This window comes from Methylotenera sp., assembly GCF_029945705.1.
Taxonomy (GTDB): Bacteria; Pseudomonadota; Gammaproteobacteria; order Burkholderiales; family Methylophilaceae; genus Methylotenera.
In genome coordinates, this window is sequence record NZ_JAQSDC010000038.1 from 109,122 (window position 1) to 125,575 (window position 16,454).

A 16,454-nucleotide genomic window follows, 5' to 3' on the forward strand; every position below is an offset into this window, starting at 1 on the left:
AGCTTGGGAAGTTGCTTAATGAACACATTATCTCAATCAAACTCCCTTGCTTTAAAAGTACGTGAGATACATGCACACTTTACTGCAAATAAAAGCCTATGGTTGATGTTTGCAGGTTTAGCGCTCATGTTTATACCCACACTATGGAGCCTTTTTGCGGGTAATGGTCTATGGACTGATGATGAGCATTCTCATGGCCCTATCATTTTAAGCATCTCACTTTGGCTACTTTGGACTCGTTGGAACGAAACGCCAGATTTACAGCGTTATAAACCTGCGCCAGCATTGGCATGGGTCTGCTTTTTGATAGCAGGAGCCTTATATATTCCTGGTAGGGCATTAGACATTATCTACTTTGAGACGGGAGCCTTCGTTTGGCTGCTAACAGGCATCGTATTGATGTCTGGTGGATTGGGTTTACTCAATAAGTTAAAGTTTCCGTTGTTCTTTATGATATTTATGATTCCTCTGCCAAACTCCTTAGTAGGTCCTATTACTGGTGTAATGAAGCTCGCTGTTTCAACTGTGACTGTTAACGTACTTGCATGGGGCGGACTGCCTGTCGCTCGAAGTGGTGTTGTGATTTATTTGGGGCATTATCAATTATTAGTTGCCGATGCATGTGCTGGAATGCGTACTCTTTTCATGCTTGAAGCACTAGGAATCTTATACCTTAACCTAGTGCATCATCACTCAATATTACGCAATATTGCGTTGCCAATTCTTATCATTCCGATTTCTTTTACGGCTAACGTGATTCGTGTGATTGTTTTATCGCTCATTACCTATTACTGCGGGAACGCGGCTGGTCAAGGCTTTCTACATGGTTTTGCTGGAATGGTGTTATTTGCAGCTGGATTACTTATGATGCTTGGCACGGATTCTCTGTTGCGAATGATTGGTAGGAGATTCCATGGTGATTGAGATGAATATTAATGCGAGTTCTAAGCCAAATACTCACCATTGGTTAGCCGTATTCTTTATGGCAAGTTGTGTTGCGATTGCATTCTGGTTAACACCACATGCTACTTGGTTTGAACATATTGGCAAGCCGCAGTTTGAAAATGTTGTACCAAAGCAGTTTGGTGACTGGGTAGAAGTTTCAGATGTACTAGGTAGCGCAATTGTCGACCCAGAGCAACAAGACGCCCTGAATAGCCTCTACACGCAAATAGTAGGCCGTACTTATTTGCATAAGCCTAGCGGCAGGCAAGTCATGCTTTCGGTCGCGTATGGAGATAATCAAACTTTCTCTAAGCAACTACATCGCCCTGAATCTTGCTATTCCTCCCAAGGTTTTAAAATTGAAAGCTTACAAGAAGAGGTTTTGAATACATCAAGTTTCCCAATCAATGTAAGGCGTATGACGGCATCGAGGAGTTCTACATTAGAGCAAGTGACCTATTTTATTCGTATTGGAGATAAAGTCATCAGCGGCCCACCAAGTGCGCTCAATTATGCTCGTATGGGGATGGGACTAAAAGGCTATATTGCAGATGGATTATTATTTCGTGTTTCTGAAGTTGCTGACGATGCCAAGCTGTCAAATCAACTCAATGATCAGTTTATCAATGACCTGCTCAAAGCGATAGGTCCTGCGCAACAAGCCATCCTTATTGGTCCCAAAGTTTAAATGCTAAGCAGAATGACTTTTAGAGAATATTATTGTGTGTTTTAAATCTAGTATTGTTATCGCAGCTGACTCATGGTTTGGATCGACGACTTTTGGTGTAGCCCAAGGGTTTCGTCGTTTAGGATTCGAAGTTGTAGAAGTTAGTCAGTCCTCCTCATTTATACAAGGGCGGTCACTGATAGCTAGAGTCATTGGTAGGTTAAGCAGACCCATAAATATTGCTATTTACAACAAAGAAATATTACAAGCGGTTGATCAATTAAATGCAAAGGTTTTTTTAACTGTCAAAGGCAATAATATCAAACCAGAAACGCTTAAAATATTAGCGTCACGAGGAGTCAAGACAGTAAATTACTATCCAGATTTTAGATTTACTTACGAAAGTGTTGATCGATCTACTTTTCCGCTTTATTCGGCATTTATAACGACTAAATCTTTTCAAGTAGAAGCGCTTGAAAAATTAATGAGTAGAGATAAAGTTCATTTCCTGCATCATGGATACTGTTCAGATGTTCATCAACCACCCAAAGAAAACTCGTTGAATGTAGCTGACGTACCAGATGTCCTGTATGTTGGCACCTATACTACACATAAAGAAAAGTTATTTTCTGAGCTAATAAAAGCTTGTCCAGATGTACGTTTTAAGATTTACGGTAATGGGTGGAGTCACTCGAAATGCAGTGCGGAGCTAATCAATTGCCTAGCAGACCGACCAATCTATGCAATGAACTATGCACAATTAGTCAGCTCGGCCAAAATTAATTTGGCGATTCATATGGGGGCAGCTGATGATAGCGGTTGGCAAGACTTAGTTTCAACGCGCAGTTTTGAGTTGCCAGCCTGTAGAGGCTTTATGTTGCATGCAGATAACGCTGAAATTAGGCAACTGTATGATGTAGGCCAAGAGATCGATGTTTTCACTGCGGTAGATGATTTAGCGCAAAAAATTCGATTCTATTTGGCACATGAACAGATAAGATTGCAAATGGTCGAAAAAGCCTATCAGCGTTGTGTGCCAGCCTATAGTTACGACCAGCGTGCAATTGAAATCGCAGCATTAATAGAACCTTAATTGCTGGCTAAAGTAAACATTCGTATGAATAATCCAGTAAAAAAAATTCGTGTAGCAATCGTCATATCTCACCCTATACAGCACTTTGTGCATTTATATAAAGCGCTGGCAAATCAAGAGAGTATTCAGCTAAAAGTTTTCTTTGCCTCTAAAATTGGTCTTAACTCATATTTTGACAAGGATATGGCCGTTGAAATTAAATGGGCTACTGATTTGCTTGGAGGCTATGAATATGAATTCTTATCTGAAGCAGAGACCATAAAAGAGTCTGGTTTCTTAAAAATTAATAATCCTAGCGTAACTTCTGCATTAAAAAGCTTTGCACCGCACGTTGTGCAATTGCATGGTTATGCACAACTAACGCTTTTACGTGCCTTGCTATGGTGTAATTTAAAACGAGTTCCAGTGTTGCTTTGGTCAGACAGTTCTTTGTTGTTTCGCCGTCCCGCTTTAAAGCAATTTCTAAAAGATATGGTATTGCCTGTATTGCTTAATCGATTTAGTGGAGTTCTGGCAACAGGTGAAAATAATGCTGCTTACTATCTTAAGTATGGCATCAAACCAAACGCTATATTTCGCTGCCCCTTTACCGTTGATGAGTCTCGGCTAAACGAAGCTAAAGTCAATAAGCTTAAATTGCGTGAGCAGTATCGTACCAACTATAAAATATCTAATCATGAAGTAGTCCTCTTATTTGTGGGAAAGCTAGCGCCATGGAAGCGACCACAAGACTTATTATTAGCAGTGAGGGCTGCACAAGAAAAACTAGGCATGACGGCGAAGCTGGTCGCATTTTTTGCAGGAAATGGTGTGATGAAAGCCGAACTAGAGGCGATTGCCAGCACTAAAGGCATTCGTGCAGTTTTTGCTGGTTTTATTAACGTAGATGTGTTGCCGTCCATCTATGCTATGGCTGATATTTTGATTTTTCCTTCTGAAAAAGAGCCATATGGACTGTCAGCACGAGAAGCCGTTTGTGTTGGTATGCCATTAATTGTTAGCGATCAAATTGGTTGTATCGGCGCTACCGATGCGGCGCGCCCAGACTTTAATGCGCTAGTTTATCCAAGTTTAGATGCTAGCTCGCTTGCAACTAAAATAGTTGCGTTGGCAAGTCGGCCTGAACTATTTACAAAGATGTCTCAGGCGTCATTAGTGGTTGCTTCGGATATGGCGGAGTGCAAAAGCGTCGCTGGATTCTTGAGTGCGGTGAACTCTGTTGTTAAACATTAAATTATGATTCGCGCTTATAAAAATATTGTATTAAATCAACAGCATTTATTTATAGGTTGTCTATGAAACGTAGAATCATCGCAGGCATGGGTGCAAACTCTTTTGGCTTGGCAATTACTATTGTTATACAGCTGGTCTCATTACCATTATTTTTACATTACTGGAATACCTCAACATATGGTGTATGGCTTATGTTGTCAGCAATTCCAGCTTATCTGTCTATGGCAGATATAGGAATGGTTGCTGCAGCAGGAAATCAGATGACTATGTCTATGGGTGATGGTGATGTCTTAGAGGCAAATAGAACTTTTCAAAGTGCACAGTTGTTTATGATGATTGTTTGTTGTTCATTGGCTTTGTTAGTTATTCCATTGGTGCTATTCGCTCCGTTTCCAGGGCTAAACACTATGGATCGTCGAGTCGCTTTACTTGCCTTATCTGCTGGGGTATTACTTTCTTTATTTAGTGGTTTAATCGAAACGCTGTACAGATCAACAGGTCGCTACGCAATTGGTGCGATGTTTGGTAATCTTGTCCGCTTAGGGGAGTGGTTAGGCTCAATACTTGGGTTGATGTTTATAGGTAGTTTTGCTGCAATTGCATTATTTAGCCTAGTAGCCCGTTTAATAGGTACTATATTTTTTATATTGTACGCCGTGCGTGGTAATCACGGTATTAAGTTGGGAATTAGTTTGGCGGAAAAGTCTAAAGTTATTTCATTAGTAAAACCAGCAATATCATTTATGACATTTCCATTAGCTAATGCTTTGAGCTTTCAGGGCATTACTTTACTTGTGGGGACTTTATTTGGATCCTCTTTAGTCGCAATTTTTAATACATATCGGACAATTGCTCGTATTTCTGTTCAAGTGACAGCTATGTTTAGTTTTGCTGTTTGGCCAGAATTTTCACGTCTATTTGGTCAAGGTGGAATGGAGGCGGTTGAGTGGTTGTTTAAGAGGTCTTCACTTTTCGGAGTTTTTCAAGCAATAGGTTTAAGTGTATTAGTTTTTTTTATATCACCGTGGATATTAGACTTTTGGACGCATGGGCGTATTAAATTCACCCCAGATTTAATGCTACTCATGCTTATATATGCTGCAATATGTGGAGTTTGGCATGTACCGCGTGGCCTATTAATGGCAATTAACCAACCAATGAAAATCGCTCAATGGTCTTTAGTGGTTGGAGTACTTGTGATTGTTCTAGCCTGGTGGTTTGGACAGTATTGGATGCTTAATGGTGTGGCCATTGCTATGATTGTTTCAGAACTACTCATTGCTATAGTGGCGACCAAACTTGCATATGCTGCAATGGCTTATCAACCTCAGAAAAGCGTGACAGCATGAAGGTTGCTGTTTCAACATTAGGGAAATATCATGCTTTTGACTTGGCGCGCGAGTTGCATGCACGTGGAGCATTAGAATCAATTTTTTCGGGGTACCCTAGTTTCAAGCTGCGTAATGAGCAGTTGCCAGAACCTTTGATACATAGTTTTCCTTGGGTGCATGGAGCATACATGGCACTTCCATGGAAAAATAAGTGGCCTGATTTAATAATTCGTCAGTGGAAATATGCGGCTGATATTACTTTTAGTCATTATGTTAGTCATCACTTACCAGATTGTGATTTATATATAGGAATGTCTGGAACTGCACTTCTGGCAGGTAAAAAGGCGCATAAAAGAGGCATACGTTTTATTTGTGATAGAGGTTCTGCGCATATTCGAGTACAAAATCAGTTGTTGCGCGAAGAGCATGATAGCTGGGGTTTAGATTTTTCTGGTATAGATGAACGTACTATCGACCGTGAGGAGGCTGAGTATGCTGAGGCAGATCTCGTCACTGTGCCATCTACCTTTGCATTTAGTTCATTTGTTGAGCAGGGTGTTCAAGTTGATAAGTTAGCATTACTACCTTACGGAGTGAATGTTGAACGCTTCCAACCAGTCACTGCGCCAGATGAAAATAGATTCGATATTCTTTTTGTAGGTGCGATGAGTTTACAAAAGGGTGTTCAATACCTTGTTCAGGCTTATCAAAAAATTACTCATCCTGCTAAGTCATTAACTTTTGTAGGGTCGCCTTCGCAGGCTTTAATAACGCTGTTACAACAGCGTGGGCTATGGCCTTCAGATGCAAAAGTATTGGGGCATGTGCCTCAAGCGGAACTGAAACACATCATGAGTCGCAGTCATGTGCTGGTGTTACCTAGCATACAAGATGGCTTTGGTATGGTATTAGCTCAGGCCATGGCATGTGCTTGCCCAGTCATAGCAAGTAGACATACAGGTGCAGAAGACCTAATCAGTGATGGCTGTGAAGGCTATATTGTTCCTGTTCGGGATGCGAGTGCGCTGGCAGAGCGATTGCAGAAATTAGTAGATTGTCCAGAGTTACGTTCGTCAATGGGGGCGCAAGCTTTGGGGAGAGTTCATAAGATGGGTGGCTGGAACACCTATGGTGAAAAAGCAATGGCCATTTATGGCAAGGTTTTACAGTCATGACAATTTCAAAATTTATTAGTAATACCTTGATAAGCTTAACGTTTGTTGCGTTTGTTGCACAACTTATTATTGACTTTTCTACGATTAACATCGCTACCAGTTGCATCATCTTAACTTCATCAGTCTCTACTTTGCTTTATTTTAGGTGGAGTAAGGCATTTGATAGTCACCCACTGTCTAGCTTTGCAATTATTGGATTTTGTCTTACTTCAATTCTGGGGGCGATGTTAGCGCAATCAGGCGCTTGGACAGCTGTAAGTAAAGATTTATATCAACCAATATTTACTTTCTCTATGTTGGCTATGTACCAAGCCATCGCATTGTTAGCACATGGATTTTATCGGATGGTTTCTTCAACCTCTACTAAGCATGGCTTGCTGCGAAGCACTTTTCAGGCTATGGGTATATATGCGACGCCTGGGGTTTTGAATTTGTGGATTATAGGGTTGATGGGTTTGTTTTTTGTGCTACTGGCTAATATTAGCCCCGTAGCAAGAGGCCTGAGTTTTCTTGCATGGGCGCCATTTTTGATTCCTATTTACTTGCAGCAGATGGGGCCAAATTACTGTAATGCAAAGAAAAACTATATTCTATTATTCATGTTTACCATTTTAGTTGGCTTAGTTGCAATGGCATTTAATGCGCGTGCAATGATGTTAAGTGGTATTGCAACAGTTGCACTACTATTTTTCTTAATAGGCCTTAGAAGCGATAAGTTGGTATCGAGCAAAATGCTTTTTAGGATGGGTATTTTGCTAGTCTTGGGTGTCACATTATCTTGGCCAGTTTCTAATATGGTAACTGCAATGGCAATCGCTAGGGCAGATCGTGGCAAGGTGTCTGGCGCAGAAATGGTAACGAAAACGCTGGAGAATTTTCAAAAGCAAGACAAAATTGATAGTTTTCGTAAAGAAGTTTTGTCTAGAGAGCTTCAATCTTCATACGATGAAGGTTATATTAAAAACCCCTTCGTAGCCCGTTTTGTTATTACACAGTTTCACGATAATGCGATGTATTTCGCAAGTAAAGTCTCTGACAAAGGCGCAGAACAGGTGACATCTATTAGCGGTGATTTCTTTTGGGCAACATTGCCACAACCTATACTTGATGCGCTAAAAATTGATGTAAATAAAGATAAAATGTATTTCTCCATGGGAGATGTGTTAGTTAATTTAGCTGTAGGCATCCCGTTAGGCGGGCAGAAAACAGGCTCAGTCTTTGGTCAGGGTTGGGTAATGTTCGGTGTTTTTTTTAGTTTTATTTATTTTTTTATGTGTTTGGTATTGTTCATTGCGCTAGATTTATTTTCGATTCGAACTACTGTCGGCAAAGTTGAGTTAGCCGTTATTGGAATGTTAAATGTTTGGCCAAACTTTCTTTTTGGAATTACGGCAGATTCTCTACACTACCTTTTTATCGGTGTCGTGCGCGGTGTTATTCAATCGGTTTTGTTGTATTCGATTGTGTTTGCTATTTCAAAAGTAGTTTCAGGTTTAATTACAATGCTTATGCATAAAAAGCCTATGACTATCTCATCTCTCGCAGTGAAGTAACGTAAATATAATGACAAGACAACAGGCACGGATTAATGACGTTAGTAAGATGTTATCTGCACGCAATTATCAATATTCTGCATTAGCTTCAGTAATATTCATTATTGGCGTATCTATGACTACCGCGGGTATGCATAGATATGCAGCACGATTACCTTTAATGTTCTTTGTTGCGATGCTATTGGTATTTTGTTTTTACACGCAACGACATTTTAAAGCGTTCTTTTCTAATCAGGTTTCGCGCTTTCTTGGGGAAATTTCGTTTTCACTTTACCTGGTGCACTTTCAGGTACTCATTTCGCTGATGTCTTGGCTAGTGATTCAAGATTACACAGCAAAAGGCTCAATTGATCAAATGGCATTTCTTGGTTTTGCCTGCCTGACTGTGATTGTTAGTGTGCTTGTTGCGTGGTGTTTCCGTGTGATTGAGCGGCAAATACTTAAACGTGCGGACTCTCTAGTGTTGCCTATACTGATTTAGTAGATAAAATTTATGAATATCGTTTTGTTTTCTCATCCTGCTTTTATGAACTCGCAAAGCATGCCCCGTTTCACTCGTATGCTTGAAGAGTCTTATCGTGCACGCGGTCATCAGGTAGAGGTTTGGTCGCCGCAGGCAAAGGTATACGCTTTATTAGCTAAAGGTAGGTTGTCCAAATGGGCAGGCTATATTGATCAGTACATTCTTTTCCCAATGTGGGTGCGCAAGCAGTTGAAAAAAAAGCCTGCCAACACGCTGTATGTTTTTTGTGATCAAGCGCTTGGGCCTTGGGTACCCTTGGTAAAAAATAAATCGCATGTTGTGCATGTTCATGATTTATTGGCTTTACGTTCTGCTTTGGGGGACATACCAGAAAATCCTACGCAATGGTCTGGTAGGGTTTACCAACGCTATATACGGCAAGGATTTAAACAGGCAAAGCATTTTATCTCTATCTCTAAGAAAACCCGTGATGACCTGCATTACTTTGGAGAGGTTACTCCTGTGACTTCTGAGGTGGTATATAACGGCTTAAATTACCCTTATGCTCCAATGCTACAAAGTGATGCGATAGCAGTTCTTAAGAGCGCTAATTTGCCCATTAAGCCAGAAGGCATGCTACTGCATTTAGGTGGTAGTCAGTGGTATAAAAATCTTGCTGGCGTGATTAGGCTTTACATTGAGTATGCCAAAAGTGAGACAAAGCCATTACCGCTTTGGTGTATAAGTCCTACTCCGAATGCTAAGGTACAAGCGTTACTTAAAGAGTTGCCAACACAGGGGCAGGTACTTTTCTTTCAAGGCATTGATAACCAAGCGCTTCAAGCGGCGTATTCAATAGCACGTGTGTTTATTTTTCCTAGCCTTGCAGAAGGCTTTGGTTGGCCAATTATCGAAGCACAAGCTTCTGGTTGCTTGGTGCTGACAACTGAAGCTGCGCCTATGAATGAGATTGGTGGGCCATCAGCGAGTTATATTCCGCTTTTGAAGTCGACTGATAGTCCTGATGCTTGGGCTTTAAAAGGCTCGAATACCTTGAAATTAATACTTAACATGCCTGAAATGCAACGAGTTGCGTTGATTGAGAAGGGGCTTGCACATGTAGCTCAATTTAACTCAGACGATGCAATTGAGGGTTATCTGAAAGCTTATCAGCATGCACTTAGTTATATCAATACCACACAGACTTTGCATAACGATACATTAACTTCTCGGAAAGCTCGATAATGAGAGCGCTACATATACTGCCTTCTATAGATCCTAAAGGTGGCGGACCAATGGAGGGTGTGCGGCAATATGGCTTGCAATTAAGAACAATAGGTCACGAGGTCGAGGTGGTCACGCTTGATGACCCTAATGCAGATTACATAGCTGATTTTCCACTTAAGGTGCATGCGATGGGCCCGCCTATTAGTAATTATCGCTATAGCTCTAAACTCGTACCTTGGTTAAAAGAAAATGTTCGTCAATATGATTATGTGGTTGTTAATGGCTTATGGCAGTACCATGGTTTTGCTGCGTGGCGGGTAATGAGTGATATGCATGTCCCTTATTTTGTCTTTACACATGGCATGTTAGATCCGTGGTTTAAACATACTTACCCACTTAAGCATTTGAAAAAATGGCTTTACTGGCCATGGGCAGATTATCGGTTGTTGCGTGATGCAACCGCAGTGCTTTTTACTTGTGAAGAGGAAAAGCTACTAGCACGTAAGTCATTCTGGCTTTATAAAGCAACAGAAGATGTTATTAATTACGGTACAAAGACACCACCTAGTGATGCCGAGGCATTAAGCACTGTTTTTTATTCAGCTTATCCTAAACTGCGTGAAAAGCGAGTTCTCCTATTTTTAAGTCGTATTCACGAGAAAAAAGGTTGCGATTTGCTGATTGAGGCTTTTGCTAGGGTAGCAAATTTAGACTTATCCTTACATCTGATGGTAGCTGGCCCAGACCAAACTGGTTTGGTTGCAAAGCTGCAGGTACAAGCACAGCGACTAGGTATTGCTGACAGGGTTTCATGGCCAGGGATGTTGCAAGGCGATATGAAGTGGGGCGCTTTTTATGCTAGTGAGGCGTTTGTTCTATCTTCTCATCAGGAAAATTTTGGTATCGCCGTGGCCGAGGCAATGGGTTGCGGCCTACCAGTGTTGATTTCTGACAAAGTGAATATTTGGCGTGAAATTGAGGCTGATGCTGCTGGCATAGTCAATACTGACACGGTTGAAGGTACGGAAAAAACCTTGCGTCAATGGTTGTCGTTTGATATTGAAAAACGCAAGCAAATGTCAGTGCAAGCCAAACTCAGTTTTGATAAGCGATTTACTGTAGAAGCGATGGCAAGTAGCCTGCTTATCACCATTAAAAGATATATGCCATGATTATTCAGGGCAATAATCCCTATGTTCAACCGTCGTTCTCGATGAGAAATCGTTTGATGCGAGGTTTATGGGGTGTCGTCTGGCTGATATTCTTTCGCCCTAGCCCTAGGCCTTTTCATTCATGGCGAAGATTAATTTTACGTGTATTTGGCGCACAATTAGGCCAGCATGTGCATGTGTATCCTAACGTAAAAATATGGGCACCTTGGTCACTTGCCATCGGCAGTTTTGTTGGGATCGCTGACGGCGTGACTATTTATAATATGGCGCCAATTTCGATTGGTGATCATTGCGTTGTTTCTCAGGGAGCGCATCTTTGTGGAGGGTCTCACGATATTGATTCTGCAAACTTTCAGTTGGTAGCTAAACCAATTAAGTTGGAAAGAAATGTATGGGTGTGCGCAGAGGCTTTTATTGGTCCCGGCGTGACGATTGCTGAGGGGTGTGTAATTGGTGCACGTGCTGTGGCGGTGAAAAGCATCATTGAGCCTTGGTCAGTTTGGGCAGGTAATCCCGCTGTGATGAAAAGAATGCGTAAGAAAGGAGAGGTGTAGTGAGTGCAATATCAGTCTTAATTTTAACGAAGAATGAAGAGCAAGATCTTCCCGAGTGTCTGAAATCCGTTGCTTGGAGTGATGATGTTCATATTCTAGATTCAATGAGCACTGATAAAACATCAGAAATAGCTACAAACTTTGGTGCAAATGTAACATTGAGAGCTTTTGATGGATATGCCTCACAACGTAACTACGGTTTGCAGCTTCCCTTTAAGCACCAGTGGCTAATGATATTGGATGCTGACGAGCGAATTACGCCTTCACTCGCTTCTGAATTAAGAGAGTTTGCTAAGTCTGCTTTAGATAATGTGGCTGGCGCACGTATGCGTCGTCGTGATATTTGGTGGGGCCGTTGGCTGAAACATGCTCAAATATCACCATTTTATGTACGCTTGGTTCGTGTTGGCCGAGCGCACTATGAACGCGAGATTAATGAGGTGCTGGTAGTTGATGGAGATATTGCTGATCTTACGCAACCTTTTGTGCACTATCCATTTTCTAAAGGACTCGATCATTGGATCAGTAAGCATAACACTTACTCTCGAATGGAAGCAGAAGTGGTTGCTAAAGGACTTTTTATCAAACCAGATTGGCGCACGGCATTATTTGGTAGCGATTTCGGTGAGCGACGCGTTCACCAAAAAGCAATTTTCTATGGGTTGCCTGCTCGCCCATTGATTAAATTAATGTATATGCTGATTGTGCGCCGCGCCTTTTTAGATGGTTGGCCAGGTGTAAGGTATGCCATTCTTCAAGCTATTTACGAGTACTTTATTGTACTTAAAACTAAAGAAATGCAGGCAACCAAGGGGGTATAAGCTACGTGCTTTAAAAAGCTTAGTTATTTTACTCAATTCAGTTTCTTCCAAAACCACACAATCCCTACTCTAAATTTAGCTTCATCGTCACTTTTTTAGCCGCTGTTGAACTTAAAATAAACACAGATAAAGCAATTCACTTAAGTTCTACTTACATTGGACTTCACCCGTTTTAGTAACCCCATTTTTTATGAGCAGATAGGACTATTACTGTTCATAAAATGGTCATGAGTTACAAATACTATATCCATCTCGGCACTGTAAATAACGTCATTTTGTTATCTACAGATGGCTATGTAGTACTTCATTCTGAAACGACTCTGATGTTGAAAATATTATTGTACACGGCTAACTTTGCGCCTGAACCTACAGGCATTGGCAAATACTCGGGTGAAATGGCTGCATGGCTTGCCGCGCAAGGTCATCAAGTTCGAGTGGTTTCAGCACCCCCTTATTATCCATCTTGGAAGTTAGAAAAAGGGTATGCATGGCCACCTTACCGTCGTGAGCAATGGCAAGGGGTTGACGTGTGGCGCGCACCTTTATGGGTGCCAAGTAAGCCGAATGGAATTACTCGACTACTTCATTTGTTTACTTTTGTATTGTCATCTTTGCCAGTAATGCTATGGCAGATACTGTGGCGCCCTAATGTCGTGATTACCGTTGCGCCAGCTTTAATGTGCGCACCAACAGGCTGGTTAGTCGCTAGACTTAGTGGAGGCAAAGCGTGGTTGCACATTCAAGATTTTGAAGTGGACGTGGCCTTTCAGATGGGGCTTCTTAAAGGAAAGCTACTTAAGAAGGTTGTACTAGGTTCAGAACGTTGGTTGTTGCGTCGATTCGATAGTGTGTCTTCAATTTCTGGACAAATGCTAGATAAGCTTCGCCAGAAAGGTATCGCTGAAAGAAAAATCAGATTCTTCCCAAACTGGGTTGATATTGCGCATATTTTCCCACTAGATAAACCAAGTGATTATCGTGAAGAGTTGGATATTCACACTGATACGAAAGTCGTTTTATTTTCTGGAACTTTGGGTGGTAAACAAGGGTTAATGGTAATTCCAGATGCGGCGAGAAAATTGTCACATCGCAAGGATTTGATTTTTATTATATGTGGCGATGGTGTGATGAAACCGCAATTAGAAGCTGCTAGTGCAGGCCTTACTAATATTCGCTTTTTACCGTTACAGCCATTCGGTCGACTTGGGCAGTTATTGGGTCTAGCCGACATACACTTATTGCCGCAAAGCCCAGACGCTGCAGACTTGGTACTGCCATCTAAACTTTCTGGTATGTTGGCTAGTGGCAGACCTGTTATAGCCATGTGTCAACAAAGCACAGAGATTGCTAGACTGGTGACGGAGTGTGGCTTGGTAGTTGCGCCAGAAGATGGGTCAGCGTTAGCGGATGCTGTTATAAAGCTAGCTGATGACAATGAACTACGAAAAGATCTGGGAATTAAAGCGCGTCATTCAGCTAAAGAAAAGTTTGAAAAACACGGTGTTTTAAATCGATTGGTTTATCAATTACGTTTTGTAACGGGTACGGTTCAAAACGCAATCTATGATCTTTCGTCACATTAGTGGTTTTTTCGCTGTAATCTTATCTTTTCTGTATGTGATTAGTTACACTGTAGATGCGAATGCCGACGGTGTATCAAGCTTAAATACTGAAAAAGCCACTTTATCCACCTTAGATTCAGCAGAAAGTTTTTTGAATCGAAAAGCGTCTGTCAGGCGTATGGGGGATCCGAAATACATTGATAACTCAGGCGCTAAAGCTAAAAGTTATGACGTATTAGCCGCAACAGCAAAACAAGGTTGCGGTTCAGCTGAATGGCCAGCTTACATGGCGAGCTTATCTAGTTTACCAGTGTCTTATCCACCAGATGGGCCTATTGAAATGTTTAGCATGCCACCCTTGGTACGTTACCTGTATCAATATGGGGATTGCATGTCACCTGTACAAAAGCAACAATTACTCACAGGGCTTACTTCACAGCGACAGTGGTTACTCGGACACGGTACCCTTAATCATGCGATTATGCGTGCTACTTCATGGTATTTGTTGGCGCAATACTTTCCAAAAGCCAAGTGGACGCATTGGGACGGCACAGTGTATACCTCTGCACAACTCATGGCAGCACTGAAGCCATTGCTTAATGGCAGAAAATCAAGGTTCTATAAGTCTGGGCACTATGAATGGCTTTCGCCAACTTATGCGATGGTGAATGTTTTTCCATTGTTAAATTTAATTGATTTCGCAACAGATCCAGCAGTTAGAGAAACAGCTGAAGAAGAGGCAACACTTGAGGTTGCAGTGCTTAAAGCTCATTCTTTTCATGGCGAGATTGTACCCCCGTTAACACGTAAAAACTTTGATCAACTTAATGCTTCAGATAGTCCGCAAGATTATGTACCAGCAATTACGCAGCAGTTACTTTGGTATTATTTTGGGGAGCCAGCTGGTTTGGGGTTATATGATTTTCAAAGTAAAAAAGAACCCTATTACACTTCAATTTTAGGGCTATCTAATTGGTTGCCTCCTGCAGATGTGCTCGCTATGGGGTCTGTTAATCCAAGTGACTATGTTATTAAAGCCATTACCCCTAGCTTTGGTATTTGGGATGCAGAAACATCGCCAGAGATTTTTGGCGACTCTTACATAGCTGATGATTTTGCTGTGGGAACTGGAAATCAGTTATTTGAACCAGGTGGTTACTCAGGGCATATTCAGACATTTTCAATATTGCTTAAATCGAAGAAACCACAAAACCAAATTGAATGCTATCAGCCATATTGGAAAAGTAATGCGGGTGAAGATGCATGGGGAACCGACCGTTCATCGCCTTTTCAACAAATGTATCGTTATGATAAATCTAGTGTTGTCATGCTATTCGATATTCCTAAAAAAGACCCCTGGGCCTTAGGTAGCGATGCTCGATCTATGCCAGATCGTAGTATTCATAAAGAAGCATTATTGCAATTAGCTGAATGTCGAATACCTAAATTATTTGACGAGATTATCAAAGAGAAAAATTGGATATTTGTAAGGCAGGGCGGCGTATTTGTAGCCATGGCAACCTTATTTGGTAACAATGATTACGACCAAGCACCCTCTAAATTAACGTCAAAGTATTTGGTTGTAAAAGTACGTGAGCCTAAAACGGGATTGTTTTTTAGAATTGAACGTGAAACAGCAGATCTTAATTTTACTCAATTTAGAGAGCAGGTGCGGTTGCAACGTCCTCAGTATGACATTGTTAACTCATCTGTAGCATTGGTAGAAAAGTCTGGTATGCAAACGCAAGTGAAATTTAAGTTGCAACCATACTCAGATGGAAAGCGATGGTCTGCGATTCCAGAAGTTATGCAAAACGATAAACCTTTACTGAGTACAAATTCTTATGTGATTGATTCCCCGATGCTTAAGCTTAAAAATGGCGTTATGACTATTAACTAATATTCGCGGGTATATTACTTGTAAAGTCCAAAACATCAACTTCTCCAAACATTAATATTCGAGTTGGCTATAGTTAATACTGCAACTTATAAAACTGAGTGGCTAGTGATATGCAGATAGTGAAAAATGAAATGGAAATGGATGGCTTGGTTATGTAGAGATCGACAAAGAAACAACCTTAACAGTCTTAGGATATTGTCGTGTGAGTGATCTAAATCACAAGTCCTTCTAAATACAAAGCTAAGCTGTTTTTAATCTAGCCAAACGAGATTGGTTGAGCCAAGAAATGATAGGGCGCTCAACAAAGTAAAAGACCAAACTAGAGCCTGCTATTGCAATTAGTGTTACTCCGACCAACACAGCAACTGGATTAGTATTTTTATACATTGAGGACCAAATACCAAGTGATGCTGAAACGAAGAATTCATGGAAAAGATATATCGTGAATGAGGCATCGCCTAGTAGTCTGAAAATACGATTACCTAGTGAAGGCTCTCCAGACCACTTTGTTGAAAGCATTAATATAATTATGGCTGTACATATCATACCAATCACTGCCAAATCCAATACTGTTCGACTATCATGATCTCTTACCATGTACATTGACAAATTAGCATAGAGCATTAATCCGCAGCAGCAAAAGATAGATAAGATATAGCCGCTCCTAAGTGTAATGCAAGGTCTAATAAATCCTTTCAAATACAGGTGACCCCTGTTGAAAAAAGTGGACACTTTTTATCGTATAAAATGACGAAAAG

The 16,454-nt window shown here is 41.1% G+C and carries 15 protein-coding genes; 14 read left to right on the forward strand and 1 reads right to left on the reverse strand.

All coding sequences use genetic code 11. The annotated features are described in order from the left end of the window. The first annotated feature begins 18 nt into the window (after positions 1-18). The 14 genes from xrtB (at position 19) to PSU78_RS07640 (ending at position 15,696) form a co-directional block, all read left to right on the forward strand. On the forward strand, positions 19-924 hold the full coding sequence (gene xrtB, locus PSU78_RS07575) for an exosortase B (RefSeq protein ID WP_300386615.1): 906 nt from the start codon (positions 19-21) through the stop codon (positions 922-924). Further along, on the forward strand, positions 914-1,633 hold the full coding sequence (locus PSU78_RS07580) for an exosortase C-terminal domain/associated protein EpsI (RefSeq protein WP_300386618.1): 720 nt from the start codon (positions 914-916) through the stop codon (positions 1,631-1,633). The genes xrtB and PSU78_RS07580 overlap by 11 nt, the downstream gene beginning before the upstream one ends. Positions 1,634-1,667: 34 nt before the next feature. Continuing rightward, positions 1,668-2,705 carry a glycosyltransferase gene (locus PSU78_RS07585; protein ID WP_300386621.1) on the forward strand — a complete coding sequence of 346 codons (1,038 nt, stop codon included), beginning with the start codon at positions 1,668-1,670 and terminating at the stop codon, positions 2,703-2,705. 24 nt (positions 2,706-2,729) lie between these two features. After that, positions 2,730-3,938, forward strand: coding sequence for a glycosyltransferase family 4 protein (locus PSU78_RS07590; RefSeq protein ID WP_300386624.1), 1,209 nt, complete (start codon positions 2,730-2,732; stop codon positions 3,936-3,938). Positions 3,939-4,000: 62 nt separating this feature from the next. Beyond that, entirely contained in the window at positions 4,001-5,287 is a 1,287-nt protein-coding gene (locus PSU78_RS07595) for an MATE family efflux transporter (protein WP_300386627.1), read from the forward strand. Further along, positions 5,284-6,444 carry a glycosyltransferase family 4 protein gene (locus PSU78_RS07600; RefSeq protein WP_300386630.1) on the forward strand — a complete coding sequence of 387 codons (1,161 nt, stop codon included), beginning with the start codon at positions 5,284-5,286 and terminating at the stop codon, positions 6,442-6,444. Before PSU78_RS07595 ends, PSU78_RS07600 begins: the two co-directional genes overlap by 4 nt. Beyond that, complete coding sequence (locus tag PSU78_RS07605; protein ID WP_300386633.1) at positions 6,441-7,997, forward strand: hypothetical protein; 1,557 nt, start codon at positions 6,441-6,443, stop codon at positions 7,995-7,997. The genes PSU78_RS07600 and PSU78_RS07605 overlap by 4 nt, the downstream gene beginning before the upstream one ends. A 10-nt stretch (positions 7,998-8,007) precedes the next feature. Continuing rightward, positions 8,008-8,478 carry an acyltransferase family protein gene (locus tag PSU78_RS07610; protein ID WP_300386636.1) on the forward strand — a complete coding sequence of 157 codons (471 nt, stop codon included), beginning with the start codon at positions 8,008-8,010 and terminating at the stop codon, positions 8,476-8,478. Between the two features lie 60 nt (positions 8,479-8,538). Next, positions 8,539-9,705 carry a glycosyltransferase gene (locus tag PSU78_RS07615; protein ID WP_300386639.1) on the forward strand — a complete coding sequence of 389 codons (1,167 nt, stop codon included), beginning with the start codon at positions 8,539-8,541 and terminating at the stop codon, positions 9,703-9,705. Beyond that, on the forward strand, positions 9,705-10,859 hold the full coding sequence (locus tag PSU78_RS07620) for a glycosyltransferase (RefSeq protein ID WP_300386642.1): 1,155 nt from the start codon (positions 9,705-9,707) through the stop codon (positions 10,857-10,859). Before PSU78_RS07615 ends, PSU78_RS07620 begins: the two co-directional genes overlap by 1 nt. Positions 10,860-10,900: 41 nt before the next feature. Further along, complete coding sequence (locus PSU78_RS07625) at positions 10,901-11,413, forward strand: putative colanic acid biosynthesis acetyltransferase (protein WP_300386645.1); 513 nt, start codon at positions 10,901-10,903, stop codon at positions 11,411-11,413. Next, on the forward strand, positions 11,413-12,234 hold the full coding sequence (locus PSU78_RS07630; protein WP_300386648.1) for a glycosyltransferase family 2 protein: 822 nt from the start codon (positions 11,413-11,415) through the stop codon (positions 12,232-12,234). The genes PSU78_RS07625 and PSU78_RS07630 overlap by 1 nt, the downstream gene beginning before the upstream one ends. Positions 12,235-12,461: 227 nt before the next feature. Then, complete coding sequence (locus PSU78_RS07635; RefSeq protein WP_300386650.1) at positions 12,462-13,817, forward strand: glycosyltransferase WbuB; 1,356 nt, start codon at positions 12,462-12,464, stop codon at positions 13,815-13,817. Beyond that, positions 13,798-15,696: a hypothetical protein gene (locus tag PSU78_RS07640; protein WP_300386653.1), complete on the forward strand. Its 1,899-nt coding sequence runs from the start codon at positions 13,798-13,800 to the stop codon at positions 15,694-15,696. The genes PSU78_RS07635 and PSU78_RS07640 overlap by 20 nt, the downstream gene beginning before the upstream one ends. Before the next feature lie 240 nt (positions 15,697-15,936). Here PSU78_RS07640 and PSU78_RS07645 read toward each other — a convergent pair whose 3' ends face one another. Next, positions 15,937-16,293 carry a hypothetical protein gene (locus PSU78_RS07645; RefSeq protein WP_300386656.1) on the reverse strand — a complete coding sequence of 119 codons (357 nt, stop codon included), beginning with the start codon at positions 16,291-16,293 and terminating at the stop codon, positions 15,937-15,939. Between the last annotated feature and the right edge of the window lie 161 nt (positions 16,294-16,454).